The sequence below is a fragment of the Acinetobacter sp. C32I genome, from assembly GCF_023702715.1.
In the GTDB taxonomy this organism is placed as follows: Bacteria; Pseudomonadota; Gammaproteobacteria; order Pseudomonadales; family Moraxellaceae; genus Acinetobacter.
In genome coordinates this window covers 1,508,811-1,527,552 of sequence record NZ_CP098480.1, presented here as the reverse complement: position 1 = coordinate 1,527,552, position 18,742 = coordinate 1,508,811, and the positions used below count along the sequence as shown (strand labels likewise).

Genomic DNA, 18,742 nt, shown 5'->3' with positions numbered 1-18,742 from the left:
ACACCTTGTGCCAAAATTAAATTTTTATTTGATTGCTTGATCCAGTTTAATTGAGAAAATACGGTGTTTATTGAGTCATCAGCACATTATGGTTAAAGGCTGTATAAGCCGATGTCGCAAGGCTTATACAGTATTTGATCCTTCTATCGACTTAGAAAAAGCCCATGGCTTTGGTTGAATAGCTCACCAACAGATTTTTGGTTTGTTGATAGTGGTCGAGCATCATTTTGTGATTTTCACGGCCTACACCTGACTTTTTATAGCCTCCAAATGCAGCATGGGCAGGGTAGATGTGATAACAATTGGTCCAAACTCGCCCAGCTTCAATGGCACGACCTGCACGATAGGCGGTATGTGATGAACGTGACCAGACTCCAGCACCTAAGCCATACATGGTGTCATTGGCAATCTGAATGGCTTCATCAAAGTCCTTAAATGTGGTTACCGATAGCACAGGGCCAAAGATTTCTTCCTGAAACACTTGCATGTGGTTATGACCTTTAAAGATGGTCGGTTCGATGTAGTATCCATTGCCGACCTCTTGGCGACCATGACCACCCAATAGCACTTCAGCACCTTCTTGTCGGCCTGTATCAATACAACGCAGGATTTTCTCTTGTTGTTCTAAAGATGCTTGCGCACCGACCATGGTGTCGGTATCAAGTGGATGTCCGAGCTTAATCCGCTTGACACGCTCGATGGCTTTTTCCATAAACTGATCGGCAATACTTTCCTGAATTAAGGCACGCGATGGGCAGGTGCAGACTTCACCTTGATTCAGCGCAAACATGGCAAAACCTTCAAGGGTTTTATCCAGAAAATCATCGTCATGATCCATCACATCGGCAAAGAATACATTCGGTGATTTTCCACCGAGCTCTAAAGTCACTGGAATGATGTTTTCGGTGGCATATTGCATGATCAATTGCCCAACTTGGGTTGAGCCAGTAAACGCAATTTTGGCAATACGTGGACTGGTTGCCAGTGGGCGGCCAACTTCGGCACCATAACCATTGACGATATTGAGTACGCCAGCAGGTAATAGGTCTTGTATCAGCTCAGCCACCAATAAGATCCCAACGGGGGTTTGCTCCGCAGGTTTGATCACCACGCAGTTGCCCGCTGCCAATGCCGGTGCCAGTTTCCATGCCGCCATCAAGATTGGGAAGTTCCAAGGGATGATTTGCCCAACTACGCCGAGCGGTTCATGAAAATGATAGGCAATCGTATCTTCATCTATCTCAGAAATGCCACCTTCCTGTGCGCGAATACAGCCTGCAAAATAACGGAAATGATCTATGGCCAAAGGGATATCAGCCGCCAGCGTTTCACGAACAGGTTTACCATTATCCCAAGTTTCAGCAACCGCCAACATTTCCAAATTGGCTTCCATACGGTCAGCAATTTTAAGTAATAAATTAGATCGTGTGGTTGGAGATGATTTATTCCATTCTTGCTTGGCTTTGTGGGCGGCATCCAGCGCCAATTCAATATCTTCTGCACTCGAGCGTGGAATACGAGTAAAACTTTTGCCATCGACAGGAGAAATATTGTCGAAGTAGACTCCTTTAACAGGGGCAACCCACTGTCCACCAATAAAGTTTTCATATTGGTCTTTAAAATGGATTTTTGAACCAGATTGATTCGGATCAACATAGCGCATATACATACTCCTTTATGTGTTGTGATATTTTTAAATAAAGTACTGGGTACGTTATTGAGAATGACGTTATCGCGTTGAAGGTTGGAAAAAGGTTGGAATTGCATGTAAGGGAATAGGGAAATTACAAATGCATACAAAAAGGGAATTACAGCAACAGCGGACATTGGTTGAGCAACTCAGGGCACAAAGTAGCCTCAATCCACAACATGCCGAAAAAATGGAACAGAGTATTGCCAGTTCATGGGAGCGTTCTACACTCGCTGATATTCCTAAAGAACGCTTAGCTGCACCGTTGCTCGATCAAGTTTCGACTCAGACAGGTTCTTTGGCCTTGGCATTGCAGGCTTGCCAACAAGACCTTAAGCATGTTGCAGAGCAGTCAGCGATGGTGCTTGCGGTTGGCGATGTCGGCAGTACCATTATTTGGACAGCATCTTGTACTCAAATGCGTAATGCTGCCGAACGTGTCCATTTTGTTGCAGGTGGGCAATGGCAGGAAGAACTGGTCGGCACCAATGCACTGGCACTTTCGCTGAAGACGCAGAAATCAAGTTGTGTATTTTCCAATGAACACTATATGGCGTCGGTGCATGATTGGGTTTGCTATGCTGCTCCGATCATAGACCCATACTCCAAACAAGTCTTAGGCGTAGTGGATTTATCTACTACATGGGAAAACCACAATAGTTTAGGTCTATTAGCCGTCGAACGCTGCGCCGCAATTATTCAAATGGCGGTGCAACAATTACAGCAACAACATGTGTATCTCCGTACTTTTAATACGGCACAGGTCTTGATCAATGGCAAGCACTTAAGCTTAAGCCCGAGACAAGTTGAAATTTTGGTAATTTTGGCTTTATGCCCACAAGGGTTGAATTTAGAGAATTTACATCAGGCCTTGTATGGGGAACGCAAAGTCAGTATGGGGACATTAAAAGCGGAGATGTCACATTTAAGAGAGCACTTGGGCGATTTACTTGGTTCTCGTCCTTATCGTCTGAATGTACCTGTTGAGGCGGATTTCCTGCAACTGGAACAAGCATTGGATGCGGGTTATATCAACACAGCCCTGCAAGGCTATACCGGCATTTTTTTAGCGAAAACCGAAAGTCCATTTTTATCTGCTTGGCGAGATTGTTTGGAATCTCGTTTGAGTCATGCGATTTTCCAGACACAGGGCAGTGATGCTTTATTAAAGCATTTGGCTTATTGTCCGGAAGCCGTGGATGCGGCTGAACGCTTATTGGAGTTATTACCAGCCTCGCATCCCGCTAAAAATATGCTCAGTAAGTACCAAGACCACTGAGCATCAAGATATTTAAAATGGTCGTCGGTATTACTGGGTTTTTTCAGCCAACCAAGCAAACAGATCTTTATAGACCTGTGCACGAACAGGCGGTGCAGATAAAACCAAATCATGCAAACCATTTTGAATAGACAGGGTTTGCACATCACCTTTCATTTTCTTGGCATTTTGCGTCATATCATTGACATCTAGAATCACATCGCTTTGCTGTGCATCAATGCCCCATTTTTTAGGAAATTTGGATTGATGTGAATGCATGATTAAGGTCGGCACATTTAGGGTCACACCTCGATGGATTTCTTTTTGTGCTTCATGAATGGCCGTGACAAAACAGAGGTGCACAAAAGGCATGGTTTTTGGTTTCCAATCTAAATTGAAATCCCATTCGCCGTAAAAATCTTTATGCAAGCTTGGTGTGTACCATGGATTTAAGCCACTTGGAAATTTTGCATTGGGTAAGCGTTTACCCACTTCACTGAGCAAGGGAATCCCGACTTTTTTCTCAATGACACTTTTATAGAAATCATAAAAGGGGCTATTGTTCCAGACTGCTTTAATTAAACGATGATCTGGATAATGTGCAGCATACAAAGTAGCAATCAGACCACCAGTGGAATGTCCCGCCAGTACAACTTGATTGTGATTTTCTTGACCGATGATTTCGAGTGCCTTGCTGATTTCGGCATCATATTCACGTAAATCTAAAACATAGTAGAGCTTTTGGTGTGGCAGTTTTGAGCGACCATATTTTCTCAGGTCAAGTGCGTAAAAATCGTAACCATGCTGATTGAATTGTTCAGCCATTTCTTTTTGGAAAAAATAATCTGCAAAACCATGAATATATAAAACTGCTTTTTTGGTCGCTTCTGCGGCTTTCTTACGAACCAGTGTAGCAACAACTTTTCCATCATAGTCATCAGCAAAATTTAAAGTCAGTTGCTGATAATCTTCACCGAGTATATCTGGCTGATATGTATAGAGATTTGAAGTAGTCATTTTTATATATCAAGTCTGAATTCATTAACAACCACATTAAATGAAAACCCTTGGATGTCAATGCAATTATGCGACACCAAGCGTTCGCGAATTGGATTTGCGTTTTTATTTTTGCGAAAAAATCGTTAAGCTATGCACTGTTGTTTTTGACTGAAGAAATTATGAAACAAGAGACTGCACTCAAGTTACTTAAAGCTGGGGAAAATGTTTTTTTAACGGGCTCAGCAGGTGCAGGAAAAACCTATACGCTTAATCAGTACATTCATTATCTCAAAGCACGTAAAGTGCCTGTGGCGATCACTGCATCCACAGGGATTGCGGCGACGCATATGAATGGCATGACCATCCATACTTGGGCAGGGATCGGGATTAAAGACCGCCTAAGTGATGATGATCTGAAACGGATGAAAGAGCGTAAATATTTAAAAGAGCATTTAGAAAATGCCCAAGTCTTGATTATTGATGAAATTTCAATGCTGCATGCCAAGCAATTGAATTTGGTTAATCAGGTATTGAAATACTTTAAAGAAAGTGACGAAGCCTTTGGTGGGATTCAAGTCATTGTTGCTGGTGACTTCTTCCAGTTACCGCCAGTCGGTAAAAAGGATGAAAGCAATCGCGATAAATTCTGCTTTATGTCGGAGGCTTGGGTCGAAGCTAAATTCCGTGTCTGTTATTTAACTGAACAGCATCGTCAGGATGATGAAATCCTCAATCAGATTCTCAATGCAATTCGGGCGCAGAATATTCAAGGCAACCATATTAGTGCTTTGCAACAATCGCGGCAGCACGATATTGGCGAGACCTTTACCCGTTTATATACGCATAATATGGATGTCGATAATATTAATTATCAGCACCTGAATGAAATTGACAATGAAAGCCATCAATTCAATGCCGTGGTCGATGGCAACGAAAAGTTGATGGAAACCTTAAAATCATCAGTACGTGCGCCTGAAGAACTCACCCTAAAGAAAAATGCCAAAGTCATGTTTGTTAAAAACAACTTTGATATGGGCTATATCAATGGCAGTTTAGGTGAAGTGATTGGTTTTGAAGAAGACGATAAGCAGGGCATTTTGCCTAAAGTGAAGTTGACGGATGGCACAACCTTCTTGGTTGAACCTGAAACATGGTCGATTGAAAATGAAGCGGGTAAGGCAATTGCCAGTTTTCAACAGATTCCGTTGCGTTTGGCATGGGCAATCACTATTCATAAAAGCCAAGGGATGACTTTGGAAGCCGCAGAGATCAATCTCAGTAATACCTTTGAAAAAGGTCAGGGCTATGTGGCTTTATCACGCTTAAAATCTCTGACAGGGCTGAAATTGCTCGGCTTTAATGAGCAGGCACTTGAGCTGGATAGCTTGGCAATTAAAGCAGATCGCCGTTTTCAGGAATTATCGAGTGAAGCGGAAGCCAACTTTGAAAATATTGATTTAAGCACACAGCATAATGCCTTTATTCGGCATTGTGGTGGCACACTGAATGCGACTGAAATTGCCCGTAATGAAAAGAAAATCGCCAAAGGTGCAAAACAGAATTATGCTGCAGCGACCTTGGATGAAACCCGTACTTTATTTGAAGAAGGCTATGAAATTGAAGACATTGCACATGAGCGTGGTTTAACGCCTGCAACGATCATCAATCATCTGGCACGTTTGCATAAAGAGCAGGGTTTGGATATTTCAGTCGCCAGTCCAGGCGATGAAGTGATTGAAGAAGTGCGTAAGATTTATAAGCGTTTGCATAAACGTAAAAATCCTGAACATTTTACTGATGATGGTTCGATTAAATTGCGTCCCATTGTTGAAGCCACTAGTCCGCGAATGGCTTATGACCAAGTCCGTTTAGCTTTATTATTTGTAGAATAGGAATCATAAAAATGCCGCATTTAATTGCAAACTATTCGGCTAATTTAACTGAATTAAATCCGCATCAATTATTAAAAGATGCGAATATCGCATTAATTGAAACGGATTTATTTGTCGCACATGATATTAAATCTCGTGCATTTAAAGACGAGATATTTTTAATTGGTTTGAATGAAACCGAAGAAGCCTATATTCATTTAAAACTGTATTTATTGAGTGGCAGAACGCAGGCTCAAAAACAAGCTGTTGGTGCGGCATTGTTGCAGCGACTGCAGCAAAAAAGCTATATCCAGTCTAAAGTCAGCTATCCGATACAGTTGTGTGTTGAAGTGATTGATATGCCGAAAGAAGATTATTTTAAGGCCACAGTCTAAGGTTGAATGATTGCTGTTTTATCAAATAGGGAGAATTGGCCTTATTTGATAAAACATTTTGGTTTATATGTATTCTGATTTAATCCTGTAAAAAAAATTATTAATCATTATTTTAGGCGCTTAGACTAAAATCTGCAGTTTATTGCAGGCTTTGTTGCAAGAACGTAACATTAAAAATATAGACAGATTTGTATGCTGTTTATAAAATAGCGTAAATTTTAGTTAATATTTTATAAAATAATGTTGAGTAATATATTTCAGGCCTTGGACAGTTTGGGCCTTACTGCACAAAAACGTGCAATCCATATTCAATTTTCTAATCAAAACTTAAATACTCAAGTCTTCCTACAGCGTATTGATGGTCAGCATCAACTGAATGATGGATTTAAGGCAGAACTGATTTGCCTGTCGACCAATGCGACCATTCCACTCAAACAATTTATTGGTAGCCAAGCGGCAATTGATACGGTGACTGATCAAGGTCAACTCACTCGTGTTACAGGGATTATTACTCAAGCCTTACAAGGACAATCAGACGGTAGCCTTACTGTCTATAAACTGACTTTAGAAGATCCCACCGCACTATGGAAACAACGCCGTAACAGCCGCGTATTTATGAACAAGAGCGTGCGTGATGTGGTGGAAATTATCTTCAAAGAGTGGCAACAAAAAAGCCCCTTATTTGCATCCAGCTTAACGCTTGATTTAAGCGGACTCAGTCAAGACTACGACATTCGTCCCTTTATTATGCAATATAATCAATCAGATGAAGATTTTTTAACATCTTTGATGCGTAGCGAATCGATCAACTGGCTCATTGATGAAGCTGAACGAACAGTCGCGCAAAGCAGTGCTGCGATTCAGCCGCAAAAACTACGCCTGATTGACGACAATAGCCAGTACCAAGCCTTAGAGCGACGACAGATCCGTTATCACCGCAGCAGTGCCACCGAACAATACGACAGCATGACCAGTTTGGTTGGACAACGTTCATTACAACCGAGCAGCGTGCATGTACAACGCTGGCAAGCGGATGCACTGGAACAAGAAGATGGCGCAGGCAGTGTACAGAGCACACATCAACACAGCGAACAACATGACAATGCCAGTCTTGGTCTGGAACAGGCATGGCACTTTTCACCGGCATGGATGCAAGACCTGAATGGGGAAGATGGTGCAACCCCATCGGGCAATACACAGATCGAAAAACTGAATCGGAACTTGGGTCAATACTACGACTTACAATCCAAACAATTTACAGCCCATAGCACCGTGCGCGATACCCATGTCGGTTACTGGTTTGAATTGGCTGAACACCCTGAAATTGATCAGCATGATGGCAGTGATAAAGAATTCCTGATCACAGGCAAAAACTTTTATAACCAAAACAACTTGCCTAAAGATCTACATCAACAGATCAATCAATTATTAGCACAAAGCAATTGGCAAATAAAAGAGAGTGACGAACGCCAAGCCAATCAACTGATTTTGCAACGCCGTAGCATTAAAACCGTTCCTGAATATCATCCCTTACAACACCGTCCAGCAGCTTCACCACAACGTGCCAAAGTAGTTGGGCCAAGCGGCGAAGAAATCTATGTGGATGAATGGGGACGGATTAAAGTTCGTTTCCTGTTTACTCGCAATGACGATCACAGCCATGATGGTGGTGCAGGCGCGAATGACAATGACACTGATTCAGCGTGGGTGGATGTACTCACGCCTTGGGCAGGTGAAGGCTATGGTGCACGCTTCTTGCCACGAATTGATGAAATCGTAGTCATCGACTTCTTTGATGGCAATATCGACCGTCCATTTGTAGTGGGAAGAATCCACGAAGGCCATCGTAGTCCAACTAGATTTGACCATGCAGGTAAGCTGCCTGACACCAAGAAACTGGCAGGGATCAAGTCAAAAGAATATCAGGGCGAAGGTTTTAACCAACTGCGCTTTGATGACACCACAGGTCAGATCAGTGCTCAGTTGCAAAGCAGTCATGCAGCCAGTCAACTCAATCTCGGCAAACTGAGTCACCCTAAATCAACAGCAGAAAGTGAAGACCGCGGTGAAGGTTTTGAACTGCGCACTGATCAATGGGGTGCAGTCCGTGCAGGCGAGGGTTTACTGCTTTCCACGCATAAACAGGATCAAGCCCAAGGCCAGCATCTGGATGCCCAAGTTGCTAAACAACAGCTAGAGGGCAATCAAAACAATGCCAAAGCTCTAAGTGAAGTGGCCAAGAATCAGCAGACTGATGAAATAGAATCGCTGGATCAACTCAAAGAATTTGCTGAGCAGATTCAAGAGAAGATCGCTCAGTTTAAAAAATCATTGCTATTGCTGAACTCGCCAGCAGGGATTGGCCTAAGTACCAATGAAGATATTCATTTATCTGCGGATGGACAGATCAATCAGTTTGCGGGCGATAGTATCAATCTAAGCACACAGAAAAATCTGGTTACACATGCGCAAAACAGAATCAGTGTATTTGCAGCGCAGAATGGGATTAAACAAGTTGCTGCCAAAGGTAAGTTTGAAGTCCAAGCACAGTCAGATGGTATGGATTTACTGGCCAAGCAAGGCATTCAGATTATCTCAACTGAAGATCGTATTGAGATCAGTAGTCCGAAAGAGATTGTGATTACTGCGGGTGGTTCTCAGATTAAGCTGAATGGATCAGGTATTTTCCCTGTGACCAGTGGTAAGTTTGAAGCAAAAGCAGGTCAGCATTTACTCGCCTCAGGCGCGAGTGCAAGTAGCAATGCACCCCAGTTACCACAAGCAAAATCACTGAAAGGCGCGCTACAGTTATTAAGAAGTTATGGGGGAGATAATTTCTTTAAGCAGAACAGCTATAAAGTGATTGATTCTCTGGGGAAGCAACTGACTGGCAAACTGGATGGAAATGGTTTTGCTCAAGTGACAGGCATTGCACCAGGCGCAGCCAAGGTCATTTTTGAAAAAGATGAGACCAGTGCATGGGCATCAAGTAGTGACTTTAAACGTGATTATACTTGGGCAGAGCCAGTAGAAAAAGTTGCCGCCTCATTAAGCAGTGCATTGGGACAGAACATGAAGCAACAGCTGAGCAGCAGTTTAGTTTCGATGGATAAAAATAGCCTTAAAAATATAGGTAAAAATACCTTAAATGGTTTGGTTGAGCAGACGGTTGGGCAAATCAAGGATCAAGTCAGCAATACCGCTTTAAGTGCTGTTTCAAAGCAACTGAACCTTAATATTTCTCCAGATCAAATGAAAAGCTTGGCGCAACTCGCCATGAATCCGAGCCAGTCGGTTGACATGATCAAAGCACAGGGTGTGGGTTTTGTAAAAGATCAGGCAGCGACAAAATTGGCGGAGGCCACCCAAATGGATTCGATTCTTCAACAAGGCATCGTTGATCGTTTTCATGGTCAGAACAATGGTTAGGACAGATTTTAATTCACGCGCAGCAATTTAAAAATAGATGTATTGAAATAAATTAAGGGTTTGAGATTGATGGCTACGGAAAAAACACAACAGGCAACAGATCAAAAAGCGTCGAAGGTTGAACTTGCTGTTTTTAATTTGGACAGCGTACACACGGTAACTGACCTGCAAATGATTGCCAAGCAAATCCAGCTTTATTTACAGGTATGTGGGAATACCAGTTTAGAACAATTACAAGGGAGTGCGAATACTGCAACGGTAGCCAATATTTTTGCTTTAACCGGCAGTGTGCTGGATTTAATTTTATACACGACCGACAGCAAGACAGAGGATGCAGGTGTACAACAGGGTGCTTTGCTCGCTGCAAATTTAATTGGTTTATTTGCTGAACCAAGCAATGAAGCACATGCGCGTATGGCATTACGTCCGATGTTTGGTCTAATGTCGCAATGTTTATATCCAGAAAATGGAAAGATTAAAGACGCGGATATTAAACGCTTGAGCCTGCATTTGAATGCGATGGTCGCAGGTGATTTAGAAAAGTTTTTACAAGAAACACAAGCCAAATTAGCGACCTTACTCTCACAGGCAACGACCTTAGGCAGCAGTATTCTGACGAGCTTGTCTGTGCCTGCGACAGCAATAAGTGCGAACATGGCTGCAACGTCGGCAGGTGCAACAGCAGAGAAAAGAGACCCCAAACTCAAATTTAGCAATTGGGCTGCACCTCTCATTGATTTAATCGGTAAACCGAGTCAGGCAGATTTAACCCCTAAACTACAACCCAATATTCAAACTCACCTGCAACAGAAAGCAACACAAGCAATTGCAACTTTAAGCCAGACTTTACAGCAGCAAGCCAATGCAGGGCAGAAATATAGTTTGGCTTGGTTATTACAACAAACTTTAACTGCGATTCAGGCCAGCGAAAATAAAGGCAATGCCAGTGTGCCGATTAATCAGACGGGAGAATATGAGCGCCATACCAAAGGGGATACCTTAGAGTTTGTGAGCTTACAGGCGGATGCGTTGAATGCACCGCCTTGTGAAGGTAATGGTTCAGAGACGGGTAAGAGTATCAGTTATTCAATTGGTGCAGAGCGGGTTCAGCATGCCGATTTCTATTTACCTAAAGTTGGTTTTGTATTTAGTCGCCAATATAACTCGCAAATGGATGAGTTTGATCAGGGGATGATGGGCGCTCGTTGGATGATGCCTTTTTCCAATGTGATTTTGCCAAAAGAACAAGGTTACGTCTTTATTGATGCGAAAGGGCGTAAACATGCCTTACCATCTACGATTTTGCAGCAGGCTTATACCGTTCCTTATGAAGGAATGACGGTTCATCCAGTTGGAAATGGAGATTTGCTATTAGATTTCGGCGGTGACTGGAGTTTCCATTTTCATCAATTTGGTCTTGGTCAGCCCTATCATTTAATTCAACAATTTAATGAAAACACCAATGAAAAAATTAGCCTAAGTTATCTTTTGGCAGATGGTGTTGCTTATCTTCAAGCCATTGATTTTCAGTTTGAACAGGCTCAGCACCAACTAAAATTTGCTTTTAATGAGCAAGTTAAGATTATTGCGGTATTTGTGGATGATCAAATTAAGCCTTGGGCACGCTATCACTATGATGCACAAGGTAATCTGATTACAGCTTTCGATCAAAATGGGTATGCACGTCAATATGAATATAATCAGGCGCACCAATTAACGCGCTATACCGATCGCACAGACCGTGGACAAAATATTCGTTATGAATCGACGTTGCCAAATGCCAAAGCCATTGAAGAGTGGGCGGATGATGGCAGTTTCCATACCAAACTAAAATGGCATCCACGTTTACGTCAAGTTGCGGTTTACGATGCCTATGATGTACCAACCTATTATTATTTTGATTTGGATGGTTTTACCTATCGCACTCGTTTAGCCGATGGTCGAGAGTCTTGGTATTCTCGTGACGGTGAAAAACGCATCACCCGACAGATTGACTTTGAAGGTCGGGAAACTCAGCAAGAATATAATGATCAGGGCCAACTGGCGAAAATTGTACAGCCGAATGGTGGTGTGATTCGCTTTGCTTATGATGAACAAGGCAATTTAACCGAGACCAAAGATCCAGAAGGCAATATCTGGAAACGTGAATATGATGCACAGGGCAATGTCAGCAAAGAGATTAATCCTTTAGGCCATGTTACCCAATATAAATACAATAACAATAATCAAGTGGTGGAAGTGATTGATGCCAAAGGAGGTATCAAGAAAATCCAATACAATGATCAAGGACAAATGCTGTCTTATACTGATTGTTCGGGCAAAAGCAGTACATGGGAATATGATGAAGAAGGTGATCTAAGTGCCCAGCAAGCGGCAAATGAACAGAAAGTTCAATATCTGTATAGTATGCAAGGTAAAGATAAAGGGCAACTTCAAGCGATTGTTTATCCAGATGGCTTGAAAGAACTATTTGAGCATGATCAAGAAGGGCGTCTACTCAAACACACCGATACCAATGGCTTAACCACTCAATATCAATACAATACTGTCGGCCTGTTAGAACAACGTATTGATGCCAATCAACACCGTGTGGGCTATCAATGGGATAAGCAGGGTCGTATCCAAAAGCTTATTAACCAAAATCAGGCTGAATACCAGTTTAGCTATAACAAGTTTGGTCAGTTAGTTCGCGAACAAGCATTTGATGGTGAAGAAAAGCATTATAGCTATAGTGAAAATGGTCTATTATTCCAGATTCGACAACCCAATATTCTGACTGAATTTAGCTATTATGATGATGGACAGATTGCTTCTAAAACATATACGCATCTGCATACTCATCAAAGCCAGTCAGAGCAATTTGAATATAATTTAAATCAACAATTAAGCTCAGCCAGTAATGCAGAAAGTCAGGTTCAACTGTATCGTAATCAGCTTGGACAATTGGTGCGTGAACACCAGCATTATAAAATGTTGAATCTAACGGCTGTACTGCGTTATGAATATGATGAACTTGGCAATCCTGTTAAAACCATTCGTCCCGATGGACAGCAACAGACCAATCTGAGTTATGGTTCAGGACATATCTACGGAATTGCGTTTAACCAACAGGATGTTGTTTCTTTCCAACGTGATGATTTGCATCGTGAAACGGTACGTTTCTTGGCAAATGGTTTGGTACAAACCAAGCATTATAATGATGTCGGGTTACTGATTTCTCAACAGATTGAGCCTGAGCAAGAAACCTCAGATCGACTCCGTTATCAAGCACATAGACATTATCAATACGATAAAAATTATTTGCTCACCCAAGTTGAAGACAGTCGTTTAGGACAGTTTAATTATCAATATGATCCGATTGGACGTTTGATTTCAACCCAGAGTCAGCATAAAAACGAGAGTTTTAAGTTCGATCCAGCGGGGAATCTGGTTGACCCAATTAACCAGACAACACATGCCAAAAACAATTTAATCAAGCAGTATCAAGGCAAGCATTATCAATATGATGTACAAGGCAATGTGATTGAAACCACGCAAAATGGTAAGGTCTTAAAGCTGACTTGGGACAATCATAACCGTTTGATTCAAAGTAACTTGAATGGGAAAGTGACTCAGTATGGTTATGATGTTTTTGGACGTCGTTTATATAAGAAATCATCAAACCAAGATTTCACTTTATTTGGTTGGGATGGTGATTTGATGATTTGGGAATCTAGCCAAAATTCGAATCATCCTGAAAATAGCTATACCAAACATTATGTTTATGAGCCTGATAGCTTTGTACCGTTAATGCAAGCAGGATATCAGGGTTTTATTCAGCTGATTGAAACCCCTGATTATAGTGAATACCTCAACAAGCCTTATTCGGTTTATAAAGATCCGATTTGGAGCAGCGATACACGTAAAAACCGTGTGGCTTTAGAGCAAACTGCTTTTTATCATTGTGATCAAGTTGGAACACCGCAAACACTGAGTAATGCCGCAGGTGAATGTGTTTGGGAAATTACTCAGGATACGTGGGGGACCGCACTCGAGATTCAAATACTCAATAAGGACAATCCATTTGAGCAGAGTAATCTTAGATTCCAAGGTCAGTATTACGATAATGAAACAGGACTGCATTATAACCGTTATCGTTATTATGAGCCGTATAGTGCAAGGTATATAAGTAAAGATCCGATAGGACTTGAGGGCGGTATGAATACCTCCGCTTATGTAAATAATCCGAATCAATGGATTGATCCAGAAGGGTTGAATAGTTTTAATTATGGTGAAATGTTTGGTATTCCTGCTAGTGCCCAGTCGGGTATAGCATATCAAGGTCAACGGAATTACGATTGTTGGCTAAAAACAGGAAAGCAATGTGAAATAGCCGTAGAACCACTTTTTGATTATGTTATATGCTCAGGAGGTTTTTCAGTATTAGGGGGTTCTAAAATTTATAATTTGCATAATGGTAATGTCTATAATGCTGGCGGAATCTCATTAACTGGTATGAAAGATGCAAAAGATCATGCTAAAACAGTTGGTGATATTGCTAAAAAAAGTATAGATAATAGTTTTAAAGTTGGTGCTGCAAATTTAAATAAACTGAAGAAAATGTTTAGTGGAAGCTGTATGGCTGGTTATATCCTTAATAAGCCATCAGGCTTAACAAACTCCAAAGCCACAGATGAGTTTTTAACTGGTATGGGAGTTACCCAAAGTGTTGGTTGGTGGGGAGCTAGATTTGGAGTAACAACTCCTGCGGGATCCTTTTTTGATCGGAATGGCCCTGTAGGTGTGGAAGTCGGTATTGGTACGCCAGGAGTTGATATAAGCGTAAGTGATAGTAAACCGACTTTAGTTCGTACACAAGATTAAAGGTTATAGAATGGAAAAAGCATTATATTATATATTTCTCTCTTGTCTTATTATAAGCTGTAACTCTGTAAGTGAGAATGATGTACCTGAGAAAATTGACTTAAAAGAACTTTCTAATGAAATATTTAAAGGATATAAATATGAATATGACACTGATAGGGAAAAGAGCTCAACTCAACTTTTAGTAGTGAAAATAAAAAAACAAGATTTTTCTAGCAAAGATTATGAGGGTGTAAAAAATGATCTACTAAAGAGGAAGTGGGATTTGGTGGATTCTTATAATAGTTATTATAATTTTTGTAAAACTAACCATTATTCGATAGACATATTAAATCCGATTTATGATAAGCATTATACACGAGACGGTGAAGAAGTTAATTTTAAAAGCAAAGATTATTGGTACTTTGCAATTTATTACAATAAGCTAGGCGTTAATAATTGTATGGAGTATTATGGTAAGTAATTATTTTGTATTTTTTACTTTGATTTGGCTTGTATGAGAAAAATTATTTTAATCCTCTCATTTCTGTTAGTCGGATGTGATAAGGAGGTAGAACGAAAACCCTATATAGATAAAGTAAATCAGGACTTTGTAAATGAGGCTAGTGTCCTTTTTGATGGTAAAGCTGGCGATCTAAAGGGTTACTCATCTTATAGCTCGAATACGGTTTCATATAAAATTAAAGCAGATGAATTTAAGATCAATATTTTTTTTAACAAGAAAGATAAGCAACTAAAAGGAATGGGATGGAAATATCATCAAAAATATAATGAAAGTTATATATTTTGTAGAGATAAAAGACAACTTGAAATTATTGCACCGCGAGTTGTTGTGGGTAATAAAGAATTGGCCGAAGGTTCTGTTGCAATGCAATTAAATGATGATTGGCATATAATATTTTATAAAGCTAATAATACAACCTCATATATATGTCATAATTATAAATAGAGGTAGGTATGTCGAATATTTTGTTTTTAGATTGTTTTATAAATAAAAAAGCATTAAAGAAAGCTAGTTTTTTAGTTTTTATAGTATATCTTTGTTCTTGCACTAGCGTTGAAGAAACTCAACAAGGTAAGTATTTTACACATGTCATTAATCAATACTTTGGGGAATATCAACCAAATGAAAAAATTTGGGTTGATAAGCCAGAAAGTAAATATTCAATTACTAAAATAAAAAAATCAAATCTTTCTTTAAATGATTTTTCTCATATTCGTAAGAAATTGGAAATTGATGGTTGGAAACTTATTTCTGATCAAGATAGCTACTATGAGTATTGTTTGGGTGAGAAAATACATATAGGTATACTTTATCCAATACGACCACATCATTACAACCCTGAAGGGCGTGAAGTTAAATATACAGATATTAATGACTGGATAGTAGGGTTGTCTTATGGAGAAAGTGGAGTGAATCAATGTAGAAAAGATGAGATACCCGTAATTAAATTAGATGAATTTAAAAAGATAATTTGAATAAGTTTTGAAATACTGTCTTTAGACGTATTCTTAATATTTCTTGGAGATAATATTAATATCTATAAAACAATAGAAATAGATTTTGGCTGAGAAATAGATGCTGGTGCTTCGATTAGTATTTTATTTTTAACTGTAGGTTAAATATTAAGAGTAAATTTATGAAATTTATTTCAATATTGTTTTTATCTGTTTTGCTGACTGCATGTTCAAGTACTGAGGAAAAAGAGAAAGATCAATATTTTTATAGTGTAGTTAATAAATACTTTGGGAAGTTCAGACCAAAAGAGAAAGTTTGGATTGATAAGCCTATGAATAAGTACGCCACAGCAGAGGTGAAAAAATCAAAAATGTCATTTGGTGATTTTGAAAATATACAAAAAAAATTGCAAGATGATGGTTGGGTGCTAATATCAAGTCATGATAGTTTTTTTGAATATTGTTTTGGTAAAAAGATATATATGGGAGTGTTGTATCCAATAAATCCAAAACACTATGGTTATGATGGTGAGGAAATAAAATATGAAAATATAAATGAATGGTCAGTTGGATTGTCATATAGCGAAGCAGAGGTTAAGCATTGTATTAAAGACGAAATTCCAGTAATTAATTTGGATTAATTTTCGATATTAAGTTGGCTATGTTTTTTGTTTTATAATGGTTTTTGTGATTAACATGTTTAAATTTTTACAATTATTTGGTTTAAGCTTGCTTTTTTGTGCTTGCGCAAATAGTGTTCCATATGAAAGTAGTCATGAATTTAAATTAGCAGAAACTGGTAATGTTGATGCGCAATATTATATTGCAATGAATTTTTTAAATGGTGATGAAGGTTACCCAAAAGATTATAATCAAGCTAAGAGATGGCTTGAAAAAGCTTCTGAACAAGGTGATGCTTCTGCGCAAAATGCTTTAGGTATTATTTATTTAAGGGGTCTGGGTAGTGATAGAAATATAAGTAAATCAGAGTATTATTACAGGTTGGCGGCAAATAAAAACCATGAAAATGCACAGTTGCAGTTGGCTTTAATTTTATTAAATAAGAATAAAGTTGAAGATTTGGCTGAAGCTAAAAATTGGTTAAGGAAAGCTAGTTTGTTGGGGAGTGTTGAAGCAAAAAGTAAACTAGAAGAGTTGAAAGATAAAAGATAATATCGCAAGCTATTGAAATTTATGTGTAATATTTATTATTGAGGGAAGGAATGAAAAAGTATTTTAAGAAACTACTCATTTTTCTAATATTTGCATCTCTTTCAAGTTGTTCTCTAGTTAAGCAAAAATCATGTATTCATAATTTTAATAAGAGAGTGATTGAACTAAGTCATGATCTAAAGGTACAGCAGGCGATCAATCGTATTGATCAGAAAATTTTTTGTGGAAACCATCCTTATAGTGATTTTTATAATCGTTTGGATAGTTTATTAGTAGGGTTGAATGAAATTCAACGGGAAGAATTTTATACAGTTTTGTTTTTTGCTGAATTCCATCGCAATGAAAATGGTGGTGAGTATGTTGAATTTTTGAATAAAAATAATATTAATATATATAAACAGTATAAACGAAAAATTAGTGATCAAAAATTATTGGCTAAAATGAAATATACAGATGAAGAGTGGTTGAATATAAAAGCCTTGGGTGAGATGCTTCATTAATGTATTTTATTAGGATTTATTATATAATCTTGAAATTTTAGTTTGATAGCTAACGTTATAAATTTTTAATTAAATATAAAGGGTATGTTTTGTCTTCTGTAAAATTTTCTTATATTGCTGGTTTCTGGCGCCGATCATTCGCTTTTCTTATTGATTTATTATTGGTAGGAGGTTTCTGCTGGAGTACGATTCGACTTCTCTCTGAGTTTATGTATCCATTTCCAGTTATATCTATTTTTATTGGATATTTCTTTGTTGTTTTGTATTTTGGTTTGTTAAACAGCCACTTACATTCTGGACAAACGTTTGGCAAACAGCTTTTAAAAATCAAAGTGGCTGACACACATGGGAAAGATCTTGATGTAATCCCATCATTGCTTCGTTCAGCCATCTTGTTTGCGCCATCATGCCTCATGTCATTAAGCGGTTATTTTCCGATTTTACTATTATCTGAATTATTCAACCTGTTGTTGGCCTGCTTACAAATTTTGCTTATTTATTTTTATATTTTTAACCGACAAAACCGCCGCTCCATTCATGACTTCGTTGCGGGTTCAATGGTGATTAATTTAAAAAAAGATGATCAAGAACAACAAGTTCCTGAGATGTGGACTAAGCATAAGATTTTTGCAGCATTGATTACGTTGATGGGTTTAGGCATTGGAATTTCTTCTTTCAATTTGTTTGACCGCAATAATACTGTTGAAATTAAAAAGTTTAAGGGCGGTCAGCCTGAAATTATCCATGTAAAACGGATTTCAGAAATGGAAGATGGATCAGAGGTTCAACTCATTTTATTTGATGTGCAGATCAATGATCCAATAAAACTTAAAAATTCATTTTTCGCACAAGAGTTCGCAGATAATTTACAAAGACTTGAGCCACAGTTGATAAATGACAGCAGTAAAATTTCAATTCTTTTGAGCACACGGCTTCAATTTGGCTTAGCCTCATCAATGGATTTAAATATGTACTCAGTTAAAAAAACGCAGCAAGGATTAAAGGTTGTAGAAGAGATTTCTACCGTAAACTTTTAAACCATGAAAAAAGCTGAAGCTATATCTTGCATAGATTAAACCTTTTAATTTACGTGCGGATAGCTTCAG

Annotated in this window: 14 protein-coding genes; 12 read left to right on the top strand and 2 right to left on the bottom strand. The window is 39.0% G+C overall.

Annotated features, from left to right (window positions below; genetic code table 11):
• Positions 1 to 151: 151 nt before the first annotated feature.
• The gene (exaC, locus tag NDN13_RS07435; protein ID WP_251117778.1) at positions 152 to 1,663 is read right to left on the bottom strand and encodes an acetaldehyde dehydrogenase ExaC; all 1,512 of its coding nucleotides are present in this window, start codon (positions 1,661 to 1,663) and stop codon (positions 152 to 154) included.
• 127 nt (positions 1,664 to 1,790) lie between these two features.
• On the opposite strand from exaC, the gene NDN13_RS07430 reads away from it, so the two are divergent.
• Complete coding sequence (locus NDN13_RS07430; protein WP_251117777.1) at positions 1,791 to 2,969, top strand: transcriptional regulator; 1,179 nt, start codon at positions 1,791 to 1,793, stop codon at positions 2,967 to 2,969.
• A 30-nt stretch (positions 2,970 to 2,999) separates the two neighbouring features.
• Here the strand turns inward: NDN13_RS07430 and NDN13_RS07425 are convergent, their stop codons facing one another.
• On the bottom strand, positions 3,000 to 3,965 hold the full coding sequence (locus NDN13_RS07425; protein WP_251117776.1) for an alpha/beta hydrolase: 966 nt from the start codon (positions 3,963 to 3,965) through the stop codon (positions 3,000 to 3,002).
• Between the two features lie 161 nt (positions 3,966 to 4,126).
• On the opposite strand from NDN13_RS07425, the gene NDN13_RS07420 reads away from it, so the two are divergent.
• The 11 genes from NDN13_RS07420 (at position 4,127) to NDN13_RS07370 (ending at position 18,673) form a co-directional block, all read left to right on the top strand.
• The gene (locus tag NDN13_RS07420; protein ID WP_005204655.1) at positions 4,127 to 5,839 is read left to right on the top strand and encodes a DEAD/DEAH box helicase; all 1,713 of its coding nucleotides are present in this window, start codon (positions 4,127 to 4,129) and stop codon (positions 5,837 to 5,839) included.
• A gap of 11 nt (positions 5,840 to 5,850) precedes the next feature.
• Positions 5,851 to 6,213: a 5-carboxymethyl-2-hydroxymuconate Delta-isomerase gene (locus NDN13_RS07415; RefSeq protein WP_251117775.1), complete on the top strand. Its 363-nt coding sequence runs from the start codon at positions 5,851 to 5,853 to the stop codon at positions 6,211 to 6,213.
• A 240-nt stretch (positions 6,214 to 6,453) separates the two neighbouring features.
• Entirely contained in the window at positions 6,454 to 9,642 is a 3,189-nt protein-coding gene (locus NDN13_RS07410) for a type VI secretion system Vgr family protein (RefSeq protein WP_251117774.1), read from the top strand.
• A gap of 69 nt (positions 9,643 to 9,711) precedes the next feature.
• A complete protein-coding gene (locus tag NDN13_RS07405) occupies positions 9,712 to 14,505 on the top strand; it encodes an RHS repeat-associated core domain-containing protein (protein WP_251117773.1) in 4,794 nt (1,597 codons plus the stop codon).
• A 10-nt stretch (positions 14,506 to 14,515) separates the two neighbouring features.
• On the top strand, positions 14,516 to 14,968 hold the full coding sequence (locus tag NDN13_RS07400) for a hypothetical protein (RefSeq protein ID WP_251117772.1): 453 nt from the start codon (positions 14,516 to 14,518) through the stop codon (positions 14,966 to 14,968).
• 33 nt (positions 14,969 to 15,001) lie between these two features.
• Positions 15,002 to 15,454, top strand: coding sequence for a hypothetical protein (locus NDN13_RS07395; protein ID WP_251117771.1), 453 nt, complete (start codon positions 15,002 to 15,004; stop codon positions 15,452 to 15,454).
• Between the two features lie 8 nt (positions 15,455 to 15,462).
• Positions 15,463 to 15,984 (top strand): hypothetical protein, encoded by a 522-nt coding sequence (locus NDN13_RS07390; RefSeq protein ID WP_251117770.1) that lies wholly within the window; start codon positions 15,463 to 15,465, stop codon positions 15,982 to 15,984.
• 161 nt (positions 15,985 to 16,145) lie between these two features.
• Positions 16,146 to 16,604: a hypothetical protein gene (locus NDN13_RS07385; protein WP_251117769.1), complete on the top strand. Its 459-nt coding sequence runs from the start codon at positions 16,146 to 16,148 to the stop codon at positions 16,602 to 16,604.
• Between the two features lie 55 nt (positions 16,605 to 16,659).
• Positions 16,660 to 17,136 carry a tetratricopeptide repeat protein gene (locus NDN13_RS07380; protein WP_251117768.1) on the top strand — a complete coding sequence of 159 codons (477 nt, stop codon included), beginning with the start codon at positions 16,660 to 16,662 and terminating at the stop codon, positions 17,134 to 17,136.
• 50 nt (positions 17,137 to 17,186) lie between these two features.
• On the top strand, positions 17,187 to 17,636 hold the full coding sequence (locus NDN13_RS07375; RefSeq protein ID WP_251117767.1) for a hypothetical protein: 450 nt from the start codon (positions 17,187 to 17,189) through the stop codon (positions 17,634 to 17,636).
• An 89-nt stretch (positions 17,637 to 17,725) separates the two neighbouring features.
• Positions 17,726 to 18,673 (top strand): RDD family protein, encoded by a 948-nt coding sequence (locus NDN13_RS07370; RefSeq protein WP_251117766.1) that lies wholly within the window; start codon positions 17,726 to 17,728, stop codon positions 18,671 to 18,673.
• Positions 18,674 to 18,742: the final 69 nt, after the last annotated feature.